This window comes from [Acidovorax] ebreus TPSY, assembly GCF_000022305.1.
Lineage (GTDB): Bacteria > Pseudomonadota > Gammaproteobacteria > Burkholderiales > Burkholderiaceae_C > Diaphorobacter > Diaphorobacter nitroreducens.
Genome location: NC_011992.1, coordinates 700,754 through 717,038, shown reverse-complemented (window position 1 = coordinate 717,038; position 16,285 = coordinate 700,754). Strand labels below are relative to the sequence as shown.

Genomic DNA, 16,285 nt, shown 5'->3' with positions numbered 1-16,285 from the left:
GGGCGGGCCATCCGTTCAGATGAGCCCGCCCGTCTTGGGTGCGATTATCGGCGGTAGGTTCCAAAGGCGCATCGGAGCACCCCTGGAAATTTGACGTGAATCAACGCAAACCGGCAATGTAGTCAGCCACGGCCTTGATCTCGCGGTCGTTGAGCTTGGCGGCCACGTCGCGCATCTGCACGTTGTTGCCACGCTTGCCGTCGCGGAAGTCCACCAGCTGCTTGACCGTGTAGTCGGCATGCTGGCCCGACAGGCGCGGGTACTGGGCGGGAATGCCGGAACCGTTGGGGCTGTGGCAGCCGGCGCAGGCGGCAATGTTGCGCTCCTGGATGCCGCCGCGGTAGATGCGTTCGCCCATGGCGACCAGATCCTTGTCCTTGGCAAAGCCTTCCTTGGCTTGCTTGGAGGCCAGCCACCACGACACGTTGCGCATGTCGTCCTCGGAGAGGATGGCGGCCATGCCTTGCATGATGGGGTCAGCACGCTTGCCGGCCTTGAACTCCTGCAGCTGCTTGACCAGGTATTCCGGGTGCTGCTGCGCCAGCTTGGGGTTGGCTGCGATGGTGGAATTGCCGTCGGCGGCGTGGCAGGCGGCGCACACGGCGGCGTAGCTGGCCTCGCCCTTCACGAGATCAGGCTTCGCTGCCTTTTGCGGCGCCGGGGTTTCGCCTGCGGCAAGGGCCGAGGCAGCGGGGACTGCCAGTGCGGCAGCCATCAGCAGGGAGGCGAGCAACTTCATATCGGGGGATCTTGTGTTATGAGCGCAAAACCCCGCGATTCTACAATGCCCCCTGTTTCGCCCTATCCCTTGGAAAACCCATATATGCCGACCACATCACATGCGCCAGTTGCTGGCTCCCTCCCGCCAGCGCCGGACGCCAAGGTCGCCATGGGGTGGATGCACACCGCGCGCTTCCTGACGACGGCCGCGCAGTTGCACCATTTGCCCGCCATTGAGGTGCCCGAGATCGCCTTCGTGGGCCGCTCCAACGCAGGCAAATCCACCTGCATCAACACCCTCACCCAGCAGCGCCAACTGGCGTTTGCATCCAAGAAGCCCGGGCGCACCCAGCACATCAACCTGTTCGCGCTGGGCAAGCAGGGCGCAACGGACGCGGTGCTGGCCGACCTGCCGGGCTACGGCTACGCGGCCGTGTCGCGCTCGGACAAGCTGCGCTGGCAGCAAGTGATGCTGAGCTACTTGGTGAGCCGCGAAAGTCTCACCGCCATCGTGCTGCTGTGCGACCCGCGCCTGGGCCTGACCGAGCTGGACGAGGCGCTGCTGAACGCCGTGCGGCCGCGCGTGGAGGCAGGGCTCAAGTTCCTGGTGCTGCTCACCAAGGCCGACAAGCTCACGCGCGCCGAGCAGGCCAAGGCACTGTCCATCACGCGACTGCAGGCCGGCGGCGGTGAGGTCAGGATGTTCTCCGCGCTCAAGAAGCAGGGCGTGGACGAAGTGGCGCAACTGCTGTGGCAGTGGGCCCACCCCGTCCAAAAAGAGGATGCGGCCGTGGAAGCCCTGCCGCCATCTAAAGACCAAAACTGACGCCAGCGCCCGTCCATCAAGCGCTGGCAGCTATGAAAGGCGTAGCGTATGGCGGAGACGATCACCCACACACTGCCGCACGGCATCACGCTGCACTGCCGCGTGGCCGGCATGCCGGGGCGCCCGGTGCTGCTGTTCCTGCACGGCTTTCCCGAAGGCGCGTTCATCTGGGATGCGCTGCTGGGCCATTTCGCCGATCCGGCACACGGCGGCTACCGCTGCGTGGCGCCCTGGCTGCGCGGCTATGCACCCTCCAGCGCGCCGGCTGCAATAGAGGCCTACCGCCCCAAACATCTGGTGCAGGACATCGCCGCGCTGATCGCCCAGGAAGCCGGTGCCGGCACGCCGCTGGCGGCGCTGGTGGCACACGACTGGGGCGGGGCCGTGGCCTGGAACCTGGCCAACCAGCATCCCGGACTGCTCAAGCGCCTGATGGTTATCAACGCGCCTCACCCTGGCGCCTTCTTGCGCGAGTTGCAGGGCAGTGCCGCGCAGCAGGAGGCCAGTGCGTACATGCACTTCCTGTGCCGCCCGGACGCCGAGTCGCTGCTGGCCGAGAACGATTTCGCGCGCCTGTTCGGCTTCTTTCGCCGCGCCGATGGCAGCGCGCCCGGCTGGCTCACCCCTGCACTGCGCGCGCACTACCGCGCACAGTGGGCGGCGGGGCTCGCCGGGCCTTGCAACTACTACCGCGCCAGCCCGCTGCGGCCGCCGCGCCCCGCGTCTGCCCGGGACGTCGGGACGCCGGACATCCGCTCCCTCACGCTGCCCGCCGACATGCTGCAGGTGTCCGTACCCACGCAAGTGCTGTGGGGCATGGAGGACCCCGCGTTGCTGCCCGGTCTGCTGCAGGGGCTCCAAGCCTGGGTGCCACGCCTGCAGGTGCTGCATGTGCCGGGCGCCACACACTGGGTGGTGCACGAGCAGCCGGGACTGGTGCGCGACACCCTGGCGGATTTTCTTCGCCAGTCACTATGATTTTCGTAGCTGTTATCGCTTACCAGATAAGCGCTAGCAGGCCGTTGAAAAAGTGCTTTTCGAACGCATCAGGGACGCTGAGTTCGAAGACATGAGCTGCCCAGACGCGTCTGCGCAGCGATTGCAACGGCCAATCTGGCCGGTTTGCAGGCCCTCCCGCCCATTTCGGGCGCACGTATCCCTGGGCTCACGCATGATGCGCGTTCCACCAGCCGCCGATGCTGCCCATTCGCACAAGGTTGTAGGTGGCAAAGCACAGCAGCGCCTGGCCCGTGAGCTTGGCCTGACCGATCAGCTTGGTCTTTGCCAGACCACCGACGGTCTTGATCCAGCCAAAGGCCTCTTCGATGCGCTTGCGCACCTTCAGGCTGGTCTTGTAGCCCTCGTGCCGTGTCACTCGCGCATCCACCGCCGAGTGTTTGTCCTTGGCCGCCACGTGGGGCGTGACTTTGAGCTTGCGACAGCCTTTGATGAAGGCCTTGCTGTCGTAGCCCTTGTCGGCACCGACCGTGGCCCGTTTGTTCCTGTTGCCCCGACGCTCCAACATGGCCAGTGCCGCCTCGCGCTCGGCCGTGCCGCTGGCATGGGTGATCTCGACATCCACGATCAGCCCGTTGCGGTTCTCCATGAGGATGTGTCCCATGTGGCACAGGCGGGATTTGTCGCCCCGGCTCTTCTTGAACAGCCGGGCATCGGCGTCCGTGGTGCTCTTGTGGGTGTCGTTGCAGCGCTCCTGCCCCTTGAAGTCCACCTCGGGGTTGCGCCCAGGCGGCGTGCCGCTGTCGTCATCTTTGCGCTTGAAGCTCTTGTGCGAGGCCCAGGCGTCAATGAGCGTGCCGTCCACGCTGAAGTGCTCGTCGCTGGCGAGCTTGCCCCACTGGGCACTGAGCTTGACGCGCTCGAAGAAGGTGCGGGCGAGGTCTTCGTTGAACAGACGTTCGCGGTTGGCGCTGAAAGTGGAGTGGTCCCAGACCTTGTCTTCGATGTTCAGGCCTACGAACCAGCGGTACAGCAGGTTGTAGTTGATCGCTTCGACCAACTGGCGCTCGCTGCGGATGGAGAACAGGATCTGCAGCAGCAAGGCCTTGAGCAGCATCTCCGGTGGCACCGATGGGCGGCCACGGCGGGCGTACACCGCTTCGAATTCGCGGTTCATGGTTGCCAGCAGCGCATCAACCACCGCGCGCAACTTGCGCAGCGGGTGTGCCTGCGGCACGCGCTCTTCAAGGCTGATGTAGCTGAACATCGCCCCCTGGAAGTCTTGGTTGCCTCTCATCGTCCTCGTCTGGGTCGTTCACCTATGGCTTCAGATCGTAGCGGCGAACGCGGGCGTCGGAGGGGGATTTTTCAACGGCCTGCTAGAGCCATTTTTACTGATACACCGAATCCTGTCCCTCCGGGCGGGTCTTGAAGCGCTTGTGTACCCAGTAGTACTGCGCGGGCATGGTGCGGATGGCGGCTTCCAGCTCACGGTTCATGCGCGCCGTGTCGGCCACATGGTCCTCGGTGGGAAAGTGGTCCCAGGCGGGGGTCAGCTCGGCCACGTAACCCTCGGGCGTCATGCGGCTGTACAGCGCCACCACCTTGGCGCGCCCCAGGCGAGCAAAGCGCGACAGTGACGGGATGGTGGCCGCGTCCGGCATGGCGAAGAAGGGCACGAACACCGAGTCGTTCCTGCCGTAGTCCATGTCGGGCAGCAGGTACAGCAGCCCGCCCTTGCGCAGGCACGAGATGATGGGTTTCACGCCGTCGGCGCGGTTGAGCATGCGCACGTTGCCAAAGCGCTGGCGGCCCGCCATGAACCATGCGTCCAGCACCGGGTCGGGGTTGGTGGCGAAGATCGAGGTGAACTCGCGCCGTGTGTTCAGCGGCAAGGCGAGACCGCCTGCGTCCATGCTGTAGAAGTGCGGCGCGAAGACGATGGTTGGCGTGTCGCCTTCCAGCTCGTGCAGCGCGCCCACCAGCTTCACGCGACTGCGCACCAGCGCCTCAGAGCCCGACCACAACCAGCCGCGGTCCAGGAAGGTCTGGCAGAACACCACGAAGGACTCGCGCGCCCACGCGCGGCGCTGCGATTCGGGCACCTCCGGAAAACACAGGGCCAGGTTGCGCAGCGCCACCCTGCGCCGCGGCACGGCCAGCACGAACAGCACCCGGCCGATGAACCGCCCCAGCGCGCGCAGCATCGGCAGCGGCAGGCGACCCAGCAGATTCAGCAGCGCGATGCCCGCGCGCGCCATCATGCGCGGCCCTCCGGCGGCGCATCGGTCCCGGCAGAGGTATGCATCTCTGCGCGGGGCTGCTTGTAGCGGGCATAGCCCCACAGGTATTGGTCGGGGCTTTGGCGGATGAGGTATTCCATGGCTTGGTTGAGCTGCAGCACGGCCGCGTCGAGTGTAGGCGCCAGCGGCTGGGGCAAATCCTCCAGGTGCAGCACATAGCCGCGCCCGCGTGGCAGGCGCTCGCACCGCGCCAGGATCACCGCCGCACCGGTCTGCTGCACCAGGCGCGCAGCCAGCGTCATGGTGTAGGCCGGGCGGCCGAAGAACGGCGACCACACCCCCAGCCCCTGCGGCGGCACCTGGTCAGGCAGCAGGCCCACCGCCTCGCCGCGCCGCAGCGCCTTGATCATCTGGCGCACGCCCTGCAACGTGGTGGGCACGGCCTGGATGCCGGGGCGGTTGCGCGCGGTCTGCATCACCTCGGCCAGCCAGCGCTGGCGCGCGGGCCGGTACAGGATGGTGATGGGGCCGTGCTCCGGCGACCAGCGCCGCGCCGCCGCCTGCACCGACAACTCGAAACAGCCAATGTGCGGCGTGAGGAACACGATGCCGCGGCCTTGGCCCCAGGCCCGTTGCACGCATTCGGCCCCGTGTATCTCGCAGGCCGGCGGCTCGGGCCGCAGCCACAGACGCGGCGCCTCGGCCACCATGCGCCCTGCGTGCGCTATGGCCGCACGCACGTCACGCAAGGCATAGCCCGCGCGCGCGGCGTTGTCGATGAAGCGGCGGCGGTAGGTGGGCGATGCGCAAAACGCCACCCAGCCAAGCGCCGCGCCAATGACATGCAGCAACCACAAGGGCAGCGCGGAAACGAGCCGAAAGAGGGATGACATTACAATGACGGTCGTCGCCGAGTTAAATGAGCAACTTGCAGGGCGACGTTAAACACAACTGCTAAAGCGTTCGCCGAGGCTCCATGAGGCTCTGGGCAACGCCCAAATGCTGACAACACGGAGTTTATTCAAATGGCGAACGATTTCCTCTTCACGTCCGAATCGGTCTCTGAGGGCCACCCCGACAAGGTGGCGGACCAGATCTCCGACGCCATCCTGGACGCGATCTTCACGCAAGACCCCCGCAGCCGCGTGGCAGCCGAGACGCTGACCAACACCGGCCTGGTAGTGCTAGCCGGCGAGATCACCACCAACGCACACGTGGACTACATCCAGGTGGCGCGCGACACCATCAAGCGCATCGGCTACGACAACACCGAGTACGGCATCGACTACAAGGGCTGCGCCGTGCTCGTGGCTTACGACAAGCAGTCCAACGACATCGCCCAGGGCGTGGACCACGCCAGCGACGACCACCTGAACACCGGCGCGGGTGACCAGGGCTTGATGTTCGGCTACGCCTGCGACGAGACGCCCGAGCTGATGCCCGCGCCCATCTACTACGCGCACCGCCTGGTCGAGCGCCAGGCCCAGTTGCGCAAGGACGGCCGCCTGCCCTTCCTGCGCCCGGACGCCAAGAGCCAGGTCACCATGCGCTACGTGGACGGCAAGCCCCACAGCATCGACACCGTGGTGCTCTCCACCCAGCACAGCCCGGACCAGAGCGAGACGGCCACCAAGATGAAGGCCAGCTTCACCGAGGCCATCATCGAGGAGATCATCAAGCCGGTGCTGCCCAAGGAATGGCTGCAGGACACCAAGTACCTCATCAACCCCACGGGTCGCTTCGTCATCGGCGGGCCGCAGGGCGACTGCGGCCTGACGGGCCGCAAGATCATCGTGGACACCTACGGCGGCGCCTGCCCGCACGGCGGCGGCGCATTCAGCGGCAAGGATCCAACGAAGGTGGACCGCAGCGCGGCCTACGCTGCGCGCTACGTGGCCAAGAACATCGTGGCCGCCGGCCTGGCGCGCCAGTGCCAGATCCAGGTGGCTTATGCCATCGGCGTGGCGCGCCCGATGAATATCACCGTGTACACCGAGGGCACCGGCGTGATCCCCGACGACCAGATCGCCCAGCTGGTGCAGGAGCACTTCGACCTGCGCCCTAAGGGCATCATCCAGATGCTGGACTTGCTGCGCCCCATCTACGCGAAGACCGCCGCCTACGGCCACTTCGGCCGCGAGGAACCCGAGTTCACCTGGGAGAGGACGGACAAGGCTGCCGCGCTGCGTGCAGCGGCCGGGCTGTAAGGCACGGCGACCCGCGCCAGCGGGTGCGGCAGCCTTGCGGCACAAAGCCCAGGCGCTGCGTGCAGCGGCGGGGCTATGAACCCCACGTCTGCGTCCAGGCAGTCCCTGAGCTTGGGGGCGGAGTTCATATCCCGCCGCGTTGCGAACGCAGACCAGTACGCCGCCGCGTGGCGCCAAGCGGCCGGCTTGTAACCCTGTGCAGGCGCGCATGTCAACGCCGCGCGCGCTGCTGGCCGCTGGAGGCGCGCCGGCCACGGTGGCGCAGGAACTGGGCTTTGAGGACCAGCGCCACTTCCACAACGCATTGCGCGAACGCGTGGCGGCTGCGCCGGGAGATTCTCGGCGCTAAGGGCGGCGGCCTGCTGCAGGGCCGCAGCGATGCCCTGCTGGGCAAGGCCGCGCATGTATGCCCTTGCAGACGCCATTTTTTCTAATACACCCCCGGCCCCCGCGTCCAGGCTGCCTAAGAATGCGCTGTTCACGCCCACCTGTTCCTGCTGCTGGCGGGCACGCCGCCTGTGCTGCAGCGGCTGTACAGCGCCTGGACGGTTGCCATCATCCTGGGATGGGTTCTGCGGATGGCCGCCACAGAACGCACGGGCGCCGTGCTGCTGCCGATCGTCGGCGGCGCGGTGCTGCATGCGCTGCGATAACCGGCAGCACTGTCAACACCCTCCTACACGCTGCGGTTTCACCAGATGACGGAGCGCCTGCGCCGGCGCCCCTACTCTGGTGCCCAGCCGCCGCACCCGCCGGCGGCCCATCCCAAGGAGGCCTATCCCATGCTCAAGTACGCGATCATCTTCGCCATCATTTCGCTCATCGCCGGCGCGCTCGGGTTCACCGGCGTGGCCGCTGGCTCGGCCGCCATCGCCAAGGTGCTGTTCGTGGTGTTCCTGGTATTGGCCGTGCTGTTCGTGGTGCTCGCGCTGCTGGGTATCGGGGCCGCGCGCAAAGCCATCAAATAGCGGTGCCGGCCGGATGCGGCCCCGCAGTTGCCTACACTGCAGGCCCTGCACGCTCGCATCCGCGCCATGACCCGCACCGTTCACCTGCTCGCCATCGATCCCCAGAACGACTTCTGCGATCTGCCCGCCGCGTGGCACTCGCGCGATCCCCATAGCGGCGCGGTAACCGCCCCGGCGCTGCCCGTTCCCGGCGCGCATGCGGACATGCAGCGCCTGGCAGCGTTCATCCGCGCGCAGGGGGCAGGTATCGACCACATCACTGTCACCCTCGACTCGCACCAGCGGTACGACGTGGCGCACCCTGCCTACTGGCAGCGCAGCGACGGGGGCGCGGTGGCGCCCTTCACCGCCATCACCGCTGCGCAGGTCCGCGCGGGTGCATTTGCGCCGCGTGACCCTGCGGCGCTGGCGCGCACACTGGACTACCTGGACACGTTGGAAACCCAGGGCCGTTACACCCTTATGGTCTGGCCCGTGCATTGCGAAATCGGCAGCTGGGGCCATGGCGTGCATACCGACGTGCTGGCCGCGTGCAGCGACTGGCAAGCACATCGCCTGCGCGCCGTGCAGTCCGTCTTCAAGGGCATGAGCCCCTGGACCGAGCACTACAGCGCCGTGCAGGCCGAAGTACCCGACGCGGCCGACCCGCACACCGCCCTGAACACCCATCTGCTGGACCAATTGGCCAGCGCAGACCTGCTGCTCATCGCAGGCGAGGCCAGCAGCCACTGCGTGCGCGCCACCACCGAGCACATCATCCAGCACCTGGCCCGCCTGCACCCCGGGTGGAGCCCGCGGCGCCTGGTGCTGCTCACCGATTGCATGAGCCCTGTGGCCGGCTTCGAGGCGCAGCATGAGGCCTTCCTGGAGGCGATGCACGCCCAGGGTGCACGGCTGGCGACTTCAAGCGAAATTTGCCTCTAGCGCTTATCCATCAAGCGCGAGCAGCTCACTTTTTTGAGAACACACGAATCGCCGCATGTACGACACCGCCATCCTCATCGGCCGCTTCGAGCCCGTCCACACCGGCCATCTCGCCCTGCTGCGCGAAGCGCTGGTGCAGGCGCGGCAGGTCATCGTCATCGTCGGCTCGGCCTTCCAGGCGCGCACACCCAAGAACCCGTTCACCTGGCACGAACGCGAAGCCATGCTGCGCGGTGCTCTGCCCGAGGGCGACCGCACGCGCCTCACCGTGCTGCCGGTGCGCGACTACTACAACGAGGCGGTGTGGGTGGAGGCCGTGCGCAACGCGGTGGCGCGCCACAGCCCGCCGCAGGCGCGCGTGGGGCTGGTCGGCCATTTCAAGGACGCCACGAGCAGCTACCTCAGCGCCTTTCCGGGCTGGGAATTGATACGCATGGAGCGCCAGGGCCGCATCGACGCGACCGCCATCCGCGACGCCTACTTCGGCGCCACACCCGCCACCGTGGCCCACGCGCTGCAGCCGCTGGCGCCCATGCTGCCGCCCGCCACGCAAGCGCTGTTGGAGCAATTCGCCCACACGCCGCACTTCGCCACACTGCAGCAGGAATGGCAGATGCTGCGCGGTTACCGCGCCGCCTGGGCAACGGCGCCCTACCCGCCGGTGTTCGTGACCGTGGACGCGGTACTGCGCTGCCAGGACCACGTGCTGCTCATCCGCCGCGCCCACGCACCAGGGCGTGGCCTGCTGGCAGTGCCCGGCGGCTTCATCGAACAACGCGAGACGCTGTGGCAGTCCTGCCTGCGTGAACTGGCAGAGGAAACGAATTGCGCCCTGCCCGAGGCCACGCTGCGCGCGGCGCTGCGCAGTGTGACGGTGTTCGACCACCCCGACCGCAGCCAACGCGGCCGCACCATCACCCACGCGCACTACTTCGACCTGCAGGACGCTCCGCTGCCCCCGGTGCAGGCGGCTGACGACGCGGCGCATGCCGAGTGGGTGGCCATCGACCGGCTCGCGGGCATGGAAGAAGCGTTCTTTGAAGACCACTTCCACATGCTGGACCACTTCTTGCGCCTCACAGTCCACTGAGGCGGACGGGGAAGTGCGGCTGCACTCCGCACTCCCGCACCTTGATCGCAGGCCCTGTCGACACTGCGGCCTTGAAACTGTCACGAATGCCTCTATCATTAGCACTCGAAACAGATGAGTGCTAACAACACCGCTGTGTCAGTTCCCTGCGCCCGCGTTGCGGGCGCGTTGTTTGATGTCGCAATCCTTTTTGTTATCAGGAGAGATGCAATGAATCTTCGCCCCCTGCACGATCGCGTGATCGTCAAGCGTATCGAAAGCGAAACCACGACCGCCTCGGGCATCGTGATCCCCGACAACGCTGCGGAAAAGCCCGATCAAGGCGAAGTGCTGGCCGTTGGCCCTGGCAAGAAGAACGACAAGGGCGAGCTGATCGCCCTGAACGTGAAGGTCGGCGACCGCGTGCTGTTCGGCAAATACAGCGGCCAGACCGTGAAGGTCAATGGCGACGAGCTGCTGGTGATGAAGGAAGACGACCTGTTCGCGGTCGTCGAGAAGTAATCCCTTCTGGTCAACTCATTTTTCATAGCTGCCTGCGCTTGATAGATCAGCGTTGGCAGCCCATTTGATTCAAATTTGTAGGAGCCAAAAATGGCAGCAAAAGACGTAGTGTTCGGCGGCGAAGCCCGCGCCCGCATGGTTGAAGGCGTGAACATCCTGGCCAACGCGGTCAAGGTGACCCTGGGCCCCAAGGGCCGCAACGTGGTGCTGGAGCGCTCGTTCGGCGCCCCCACGGTGACCAAGGACGGCGTGTCCGTGGCCAAGGAAATCGAACTGAAAGACAAGCTGCAGAACATGGGCGCCCAGCTCGTGAAGGAAGTGGCTTCCAAGACCAACGACATCGCTGGTGACGGCACCACCACCGCCACTGTGCTGGCCCAAGCCATCGTGCGCGAAGGCTCCAAGTACGTGGCCGCCGGCCTGAACCCCATGGACCTCAAGCGCGGCATCGACAAGGCCGTGGTGGCCCTGGTGGAAGAGCTGAAGAAGGCATCCAAGGCCACGACCACCTCCAAGGAAATCGCCCAGGTGGGTTCGATCTCCGCCAACTCCGATGAGTCCGTGGGCAAGATCATTGCTGACGCCATGGACAAGGTGGGCAAAGAAGGCGTGATCACCGTGGAAGACGGCAAGTCGCTGGAAAACGAACTGGACGTCGTGGAAGGCATGCAGTTCGACCGCGGCTACCTGTCGCCCTACTTCATCAACAACCCCGAGAAGCAGTCCGCGATCCTGGACAACCCCTTCGTGCTGCTGTTCGACAAGAAGATCAGCAACATCCGCGACCTGCTGCCCACGCTGGAGCAAGTCGCCAAGGCCAGCCGTCCGCTGCTGATCATCGCCGAGGAAGTTGACGGCGAAGCCCTGGCCACGCTGGTGGTGAACACCATCCGCGGCATCCTGAAGGTCGTGGCCGTGAAGGCACCCGGCTTCGGCGACCGCCGCAAGGCCATGCTGGAAGACATCGCCATCCTGACGGGCGGCAAGGTGATCGCTGAAGAAGTGGGCCTGACGCTGGAGAAGGTGACGCTGGCCGACCTGGGCCAGGCCAAGCGCATCGAAGTGGGCAAGGAAAACACCACCATCATCGACGGTGCGGGCGCCGCTGCCGACATCGAAGCCCGCGTGAAGCAGATCCGCATCCAGATCGAGGAAGCCACCAGCGACTACGACCGTGAGAAGCTGCAAGAGCGCGTGGCCAAGCTGGCCGGCGGCGTGGCCGTGATCAAGGTGGGCGCTGCCACCGAAGTCGAGATGAAGGAAAAGAAGGCCCGCGTGGAAGACGCCTTGCACGCCACCCGCGCTGCCGTGGAAGAAGGCATCGTGGCCGGCGGCGGCGTGGCACTGCTGCGCGCCAAGCAGGCCGTGGGCAACCTGTCCACCGGCAACCCCGAGCAGGACGCCGGCATCAAGCTGGTGCTGAAGGCTGTCGAAGCCCCCCTGCGCGAGATCGTGGCCAACGCCGGTGGCGAACCGTCGGTGGTCGTGAACGAAGTGCTGAACGGCAAGGGCAACTACGGCTTCAACGCAGCCAACGACACCTACGGCGACATGCTGGAAATGGGCATCCTGGACCCCACCAAGGTGACCCGCACGGCCCTGCAGAACGCCGCTTCCGTGGCCTCGCTGCTGCTGACGACCGAAGCCATGGTGGCCGAGGCGCCGAAGGACGAGTCCGCAGCCCCCGCCATGCCCGGCGGCATGGGCGGCATGGGTGACATGGGCATGTAATTGCCAGGGCCCCGCCTGCGCCCTGAAGGCGCAGGCAGCACCCAACCCGCAAGCAGTGCTTGCGGGTTTTTTTTCGCCTGCGTGTGTGGCGGGCGACCTTCCGCGGCGCACTGCGCGCGGATCTGGCCCGCCTTTCCCCAATACCCCTACGCAAAAGCAAGCTTTGCGCTCCTCGCATAATTGTATTTATATGTAAATATTAGTAATTCATTGCTAGCGGTTCACTCTGGCCGTACCGCCATCGCACGGCCCTTCGCAGGAGCCTCCGCCATGCACACGACCTCTCGCCGTCTCTTTCCCTGCATCCTCTCCCGCGCCCCCTACCGGCGTGTGCGCGTCGGCATGGCGCTGCTCGCGCTGCTGCTGATGAGCTCCAGCGCCCTGGTAATGCTGTTGCTGCACCACCCCAGCGCAAACCACCACCTGGACGCTGTGCGGTGGTGGGCGGCGCTTTCGGTGGGGGGGCTCGCAGTCATCACGCTGCTGATCCGCACCGGCTGGTCCGAGCGGTTGCGCGATCCGTCTCTGACCCTGGTTCAAATGGCGTGGACCATCACCAGCGGCGCCGTGGCTTACGTGCTGGCAGGGGAAGGCCGAGGCGTGGTGCCCTCCGTGCTGGCCATGATCCTGTTCTTCGGTGCGCTGGGCCTGTCGCCGCGCCAGGTCGTGGGCATCGGGCTCTACGCGATGGCGGCGTTCTCGGTGGCGGTGGTCGTCTCGCCGCGTTTCTACGCAACGACGTTCGACGTCATGGATGGCGCCTACGCAGCCATGATCCTGATCGTGCTGGCCGGGTGCATGGTGGTGAACCTGCGCGTGCAGCAGATGCGCCAGCGCCTGGACCGGCAACGTGAGGCGCTGGCCGAAGCCCTCGCGGAAAACCGGGCGCTGGCCATGCGCGACGAGCTCACGGGCCTGTACAACCGCCGCGCCATGGTCGAGCTGATCCAGCTAGAGTGCCGGCGCCGCCGCCGGGGGCAGGGCGCGTTGTTGTTCGCCATGATCGATGTGGACCATTTCAAGCGCGTCAACGACCACCACGGCCACGCCATGGGCGACCATGTACTGCGGGTGTTCGCCGACGCCCTGCGCGCCAATGTGCGCGAAACCGATGTGCTGGCGCGCTGGGGCGGCGACGAGTTCCTGCTGCTGCTCAGCGACATCGAACCACGCAGCGCCCAGACCCTGCTGGAGCGCACGCGCGAAGCCATCGCTGCCCTGCCCGTGCCCAACGCACCGCCGGACCTGCGCCTGAGCATGTCCGCCGGCCTGGCGCTGCACCTGCCCCATTCGTCACCCCAGGAAACGCTGGAGCGTGCCGACCAGGCGCTCTACGCCGCCAAGGACCAGGGCCGCAACCGGGTCGCCCTGGCTCCAGAACTCCAGCCGGCGCCTGTAGATGATGCGCCGGCCATGCCCCAGGCAGCGCGCGCCTGAGCCCCGTCAGAGCGGGAAGCGCACCCCGTTTCAGGCCGCCAGACGGCGCAACAGCCCCGCGCTGGACGGGTCCAGCCCCTGCACATCCCCCGTGGCCAGACGCGGCTCCAGATCCTTGGCGATGCCTTTGCCCAGTTCCACACCCCACTGATCGAAGCTGTTGATGCCCCAGAGCGCCCCGCTGGTGAACACGCGGTGCTCGTACAGCGCGATCAGCGCGCCTAGCGACGCCGGGTCCAGACGCTCCAGCACCAGAAATGTGCTCGGCCGGTTGCCGCTGAAGCGCCGGTGGCCGTCGGCCTCTTCGGGCCGTCCCATCATCAGCGCCCGTGCCTGGGCCAAAGCGTTGGCCACCAGACGCGGGTGCTGGTCCGGCAAATCACGCCCCGGCTCGCGTAGCGCGATGAACTCCACGGGCACGGTGTCGGGCCCCTGGTGGATCATCTGAAAGAACGCATGCTGCCCATTGGTGCCCGGCTCGCCCCAGACCACGGCAGAAGTGGCATAGGGCAGCGGCTGGCCGTGCGCATCCACCCCCTTGCCGTTGCTCTCCATCTCCAATTGCTGCAGGTACGCCGGCAGGCGGCGCAGGCCATGGCTATAAGGTGCCATGCTGCGGCTGGAGAAGTCGTGGAAATTGCGGTACCACAGGTCCAGCAGCGCCAGCCGCACGGGCAGGTTGGATTCCAACGGCGCGGTGCGGAAATGCTCGTCCATCGCATGTGCACCCGCCAGCAGTGCGCGAAAGTGCGGCGCACCCACGGCAATGGCAATCGGCAGCCCGATGGCGGACCACAGCGAATAGCGTCCGCCCACCCAGTCCCAGAAGCCCAACGTGGTGGTGATGCCGAACTGCGCCGCCGCTTCCAGGTTGGTCGTCAGCGCATAGAAATGGCGCGCCAGCGGCAGCCGCGCCCGCGCGTCCTCGCTGCCGCCCTGGTCCAGGAACCATGCCCGCGCCGCCTGTGCGTTGGACATGGTCTCGGCGGTGGTGAAGGTCTTCGACGCAATGAGGAACAGCGTGCTTTCGGGCCGCAGCTGGCGCAACAGGCTGCCCAGCTCCATGCCGTCCACGTTGGAGATGAAGTGCAGGCGCTTGCCCGGGTGGCGCAGGTCGTCCAGTGCCTTGACCACCATCGCCGGCCCCAGGTCCGAGCCGCCGATGCCGATGTTCACGATGTCGGTGATGCCGTCGTCAGCGCGCACGCGCTCGGCGAGGGCCAGCATGTCCTCCAGCATGGCGTGCACGTCGTGCAAGGCAGAGGCGATTTCAGGCGCTACTGTATCGATAGCTACTCGCGCTTGACCTGTATGCCCTGGAGCCGGTTTTCGCAACAACCAATGCATCACCGCGCGCTGCTCGGTGTTGTTGATCGGTCGGCCCTCGAACATCGCATCGCGGTAGGCCACCACGCCGCATTCACGCGCCAGCTGCAGCAGCAGCGCTTCGGTGGGCGCGTCGATCAGGTTCTTGGACAGGTCCGCAAACACATGCGGAGCGTCCTGGCTGAAGCGCTCGAAACGCTGCGCATCCTGCGCAAATGCGGCGCGCAGGTCGAAGCTGCGGCCGGCGCTTTCGTAATGGGCACGCAGGCGCTGCCACGCGGTCGTGTGGTCGCAGCGGGTGCGGGGATCGTCAAAATTCATGCAGCGGCTTGCATCAGTTGTTCCAGCTTGGCCGCGTCCGCCGCAAATGCGCGGATGCCTTCGGCCAGCTTCTCGGTGGCCATGGCGTCGGCATTGAGCGCATAGCGAAAGCCCGCCTCGTCGTACTGCACGGGTTGCAGCGCAACGCGGCGTGCCGCCTCGGGGTCGAGCACGCGTGCCACCGGCGCATCGCTGGCGGCCAACTGGGCCAGCAGTTCGGGGGCAATGGTCAGCAGGTCGCAGCCCGCCAGCGCGACGATCTGCCCGGTGTTGCGAAAACTCGCACCCATGACCTCGGTGCCGATGCCGAAATGCTTGTAATGGTTGTAGATGGCGCGCACGGACTGCACGCCCGGGTCATTGGCGCCGGCCATGGCGGCCTCGTCCCAGTTTGCGCCGGCCTGCTTCTTGTACCAGTCGTAAATGCGTCCGACGAAAGGCGAAATGAGCTGCACCTTCGCCTGACCACAGGCCACCGCCTGTGCAAACGAAAACAGCAGCGTAAGGTTGGTGTGGATGCCGCGCTGCTCCAGTTGGCGCGCGGCCTGGATGCCCTCCCACGTGGCGGCGATCTTGATGAGCACGCGGTCGATGTGCAGCCCTTCGGCCTGGTACAGCTCCACGATGCGCTCCGCACGCGCCACGGTCGCTGCGGTATCGAACGACAGGCGTGCATCCACCTCGGTGGACACGCGCCCAGGGATGATCGACAGGATCTCGCAGCCGAAACGCACGATCAGGCGGTCCATCAGCTCGTCGATAGCGCGGCCATGCCAGCGCGTCACGCAGTCCTTGAGCAGCGGCGCGTACTCGGGCTTTTGCACGGCCTTCAGGATCAGCGAGGGGTTGGTGGTGGCGTCTTGCGGCTGGAACTGGGCCAGCTGCTTGAAATCGCCGGTGTCGGCCACCACGGTGGTGTACTGCTTGAGCGCGTCGAGTTGGTTCATGGCGTGTTGTCCAGGGAGAAAGGCGCGGGGAGCCCAGCCCCGGCGCGTAACCGGCAAGTGTATGCGCGGCCACGGCCCGTCCCGTAT

Annotated in this window: 17 protein-coding genes; 11 read left to right on the top strand and 6 right to left on the bottom strand. The window is 66.3% G+C overall.

Annotation, left to right across the window (positions count from 1 at the left end):
• Nucleotides 1-100: 100 nt before the first annotated feature.
• On the bottom strand, nucleotides 101-739 hold the full coding sequence (locus tag DTPSY_RS03410; RefSeq protein WP_012655688.1) for a c-type cytochrome: 639 nt from the start codon (nucleotides 737-739) through the stop codon (nucleotides 101-103).
• Between the two features lie 84 nt (nucleotides 740-823).
• On the opposite strand from DTPSY_RS03410, the gene yihA reads away from it, so the two are divergent.
• Complete coding sequence (gene yihA, locus DTPSY_RS03405) at nucleotides 824-1,546, top strand: ribosome biogenesis GTP-binding protein YihA/YsxC (RefSeq protein WP_049760590.1); 723 nt, start codon at nucleotides 824-826, stop codon at nucleotides 1,544-1,546.
• Nucleotides 1,547-1,594: 48 nt separating this feature from the next.
• A complete protein-coding gene (locus DTPSY_RS03400) occupies nucleotides 1,595-2,524 on the top strand; it encodes an alpha/beta fold hydrolase (RefSeq protein WP_012655686.1) in 930 nt (309 codons plus the stop codon).
• A 187-nt stretch (nucleotides 2,525-2,711) separates the two neighbouring features.
• Here the strand turns inward: DTPSY_RS03400 and DTPSY_RS03395 are convergent, their stop codons facing one another.
• The 3 genes from DTPSY_RS03395 to DTPSY_RS03385 form a co-directional block, all read right to left on the bottom strand.
• Nucleotides 2,712-3,800 (bottom strand): IS5-like element ISDisp1 family transposase, encoded by a 1,089-nt coding sequence (locus DTPSY_RS03395; RefSeq protein ID WP_012655322.1) that lies wholly within the window; start codon nucleotides 3,798-3,800, stop codon nucleotides 2,712-2,714.
• Nucleotides 3,801-3,894: 94 nt separating this feature from the next.
• Complete coding sequence (locus DTPSY_RS03390; protein WP_012655685.1) at nucleotides 3,895-4,767, bottom strand: lysophospholipid acyltransferase family protein; 873 nt, start codon at nucleotides 4,765-4,767, stop codon at nucleotides 3,895-3,897.
• Nucleotides 4,764-5,639, bottom strand: a complete 876-nt coding sequence (locus DTPSY_RS03385) for a lysophospholipid acyltransferase family protein (protein ID WP_012655684.1) — start codon at nucleotides 5,637-5,639, stop codon at nucleotides 4,764-4,766. Before DTPSY_RS03385 ends, DTPSY_RS03390 begins: the two co-directional genes overlap by 4 nt.
• A 132-nt stretch (nucleotides 5,640-5,771) precedes the next feature.
• Here DTPSY_RS03385 and metK point away from each other — a divergent pair, with 132 nt between their 5' ends.
• From metK to DTPSY_RS03350, 9 genes are all read left to right on the top strand, one after another.
• Complete coding sequence (metK, locus tag DTPSY_RS03380; RefSeq protein WP_012655683.1) at nucleotides 5,772-6,953, top strand: methionine adenosyltransferase; 1,182 nt, start codon at nucleotides 5,772-5,774, stop codon at nucleotides 6,951-6,953.
• A 208-nt stretch (nucleotides 6,954-7,161) separates the two neighbouring features.
• Nucleotides 7,162-7,302, top strand: a complete 141-nt coding sequence (locus DTPSY_RS18515; protein WP_187148598.1) for a hypothetical protein — start codon at nucleotides 7,162-7,164, stop codon at nucleotides 7,300-7,302.
• Between the two features lie 169 nt (nucleotides 7,303-7,471).
• Complete coding sequence (locus DTPSY_RS18735) at nucleotides 7,472-7,606, top strand: hypothetical protein (RefSeq protein ID WP_286119610.1); 135 nt, start codon at nucleotides 7,472-7,474, stop codon at nucleotides 7,604-7,606.
• A gap of 129 nt (nucleotides 7,607-7,735) precedes the next feature.
• Nucleotides 7,736-7,921, top strand: a complete 186-nt coding sequence (locus DTPSY_RS03375) for a DUF1328 domain-containing protein (RefSeq protein WP_011804154.1) — start codon at nucleotides 7,736-7,738, stop codon at nucleotides 7,919-7,921.
• Nucleotides 7,922-7,987: 66 nt separating this feature from the next.
• Nucleotides 7,988-8,845: a cysteine hydrolase family protein gene (locus tag DTPSY_RS03370; protein WP_012655680.1), complete on the top strand. Its 858-nt coding sequence runs from the start codon at nucleotides 7,988-7,990 to the stop codon at nucleotides 8,843-8,845.
• A gap of 55 nt (nucleotides 8,846-8,900) precedes the next feature.
• Nucleotides 8,901-9,935, top strand: coding sequence for a bifunctional nicotinamide-nucleotide adenylyltransferase/Nudix hydroxylase (locus DTPSY_RS03365; RefSeq protein ID WP_012655679.1), 1,035 nt, complete (start codon nucleotides 8,901-8,903; stop codon nucleotides 9,933-9,935).
• Nucleotides 9,936-10,145: 210 nt separating this feature from the next.
• Nucleotides 10,146-10,436: a co-chaperone GroES gene (locus DTPSY_RS03360; protein WP_011804151.1), complete on the top strand. Its 291-nt coding sequence runs from the start codon at nucleotides 10,146-10,148 to the stop codon at nucleotides 10,434-10,436.
• A 90-nt stretch (nucleotides 10,437-10,526) separates the two neighbouring features.
• The gene (gene groL / locus DTPSY_RS03355; RefSeq protein WP_012655678.1) at nucleotides 10,527-12,167 is read left to right on the top strand and encodes a chaperonin GroEL; all 1,641 of its coding nucleotides are present in this window, start codon (nucleotides 10,527-10,529) and stop codon (nucleotides 12,165-12,167) included.
• 270 nt (nucleotides 12,168-12,437) lie between these two features.
• Nucleotides 12,438-13,604 carry a GGDEF domain-containing protein gene (locus DTPSY_RS03350; protein ID WP_012655677.1) on the top strand — a complete coding sequence of 389 codons (1,167 nt, stop codon included), beginning with the start codon at nucleotides 12,438-12,440 and terminating at the stop codon, nucleotides 13,602-13,604.
• A 30-nt stretch (nucleotides 13,605-13,634) separates the two neighbouring features.
• Here the strand turns inward: DTPSY_RS03350 and pgi are convergent, their stop codons facing one another.
• Both pgi and tal read right to left on the bottom strand, forming a co-directional pair.
• Complete coding sequence (pgi, locus tag DTPSY_RS03345; protein WP_012655676.1) at nucleotides 13,635-15,251, bottom strand: glucose-6-phosphate isomerase; 1,617 nt, start codon at nucleotides 15,249-15,251, stop codon at nucleotides 13,635-13,637.
• The gene (tal, locus tag DTPSY_RS03340; protein ID WP_012655675.1) at nucleotides 15,248-16,198 is read right to left on the bottom strand and encodes a transaldolase; all 951 of its coding nucleotides are present in this window, start codon (nucleotides 16,196-16,198) and stop codon (nucleotides 15,248-15,250) included. The genes pgi and tal overlap by 4 nt, the downstream gene beginning before the upstream one ends.
• Between the last annotated feature and the right edge of the window lie 87 nt (nucleotides 16,199-16,285).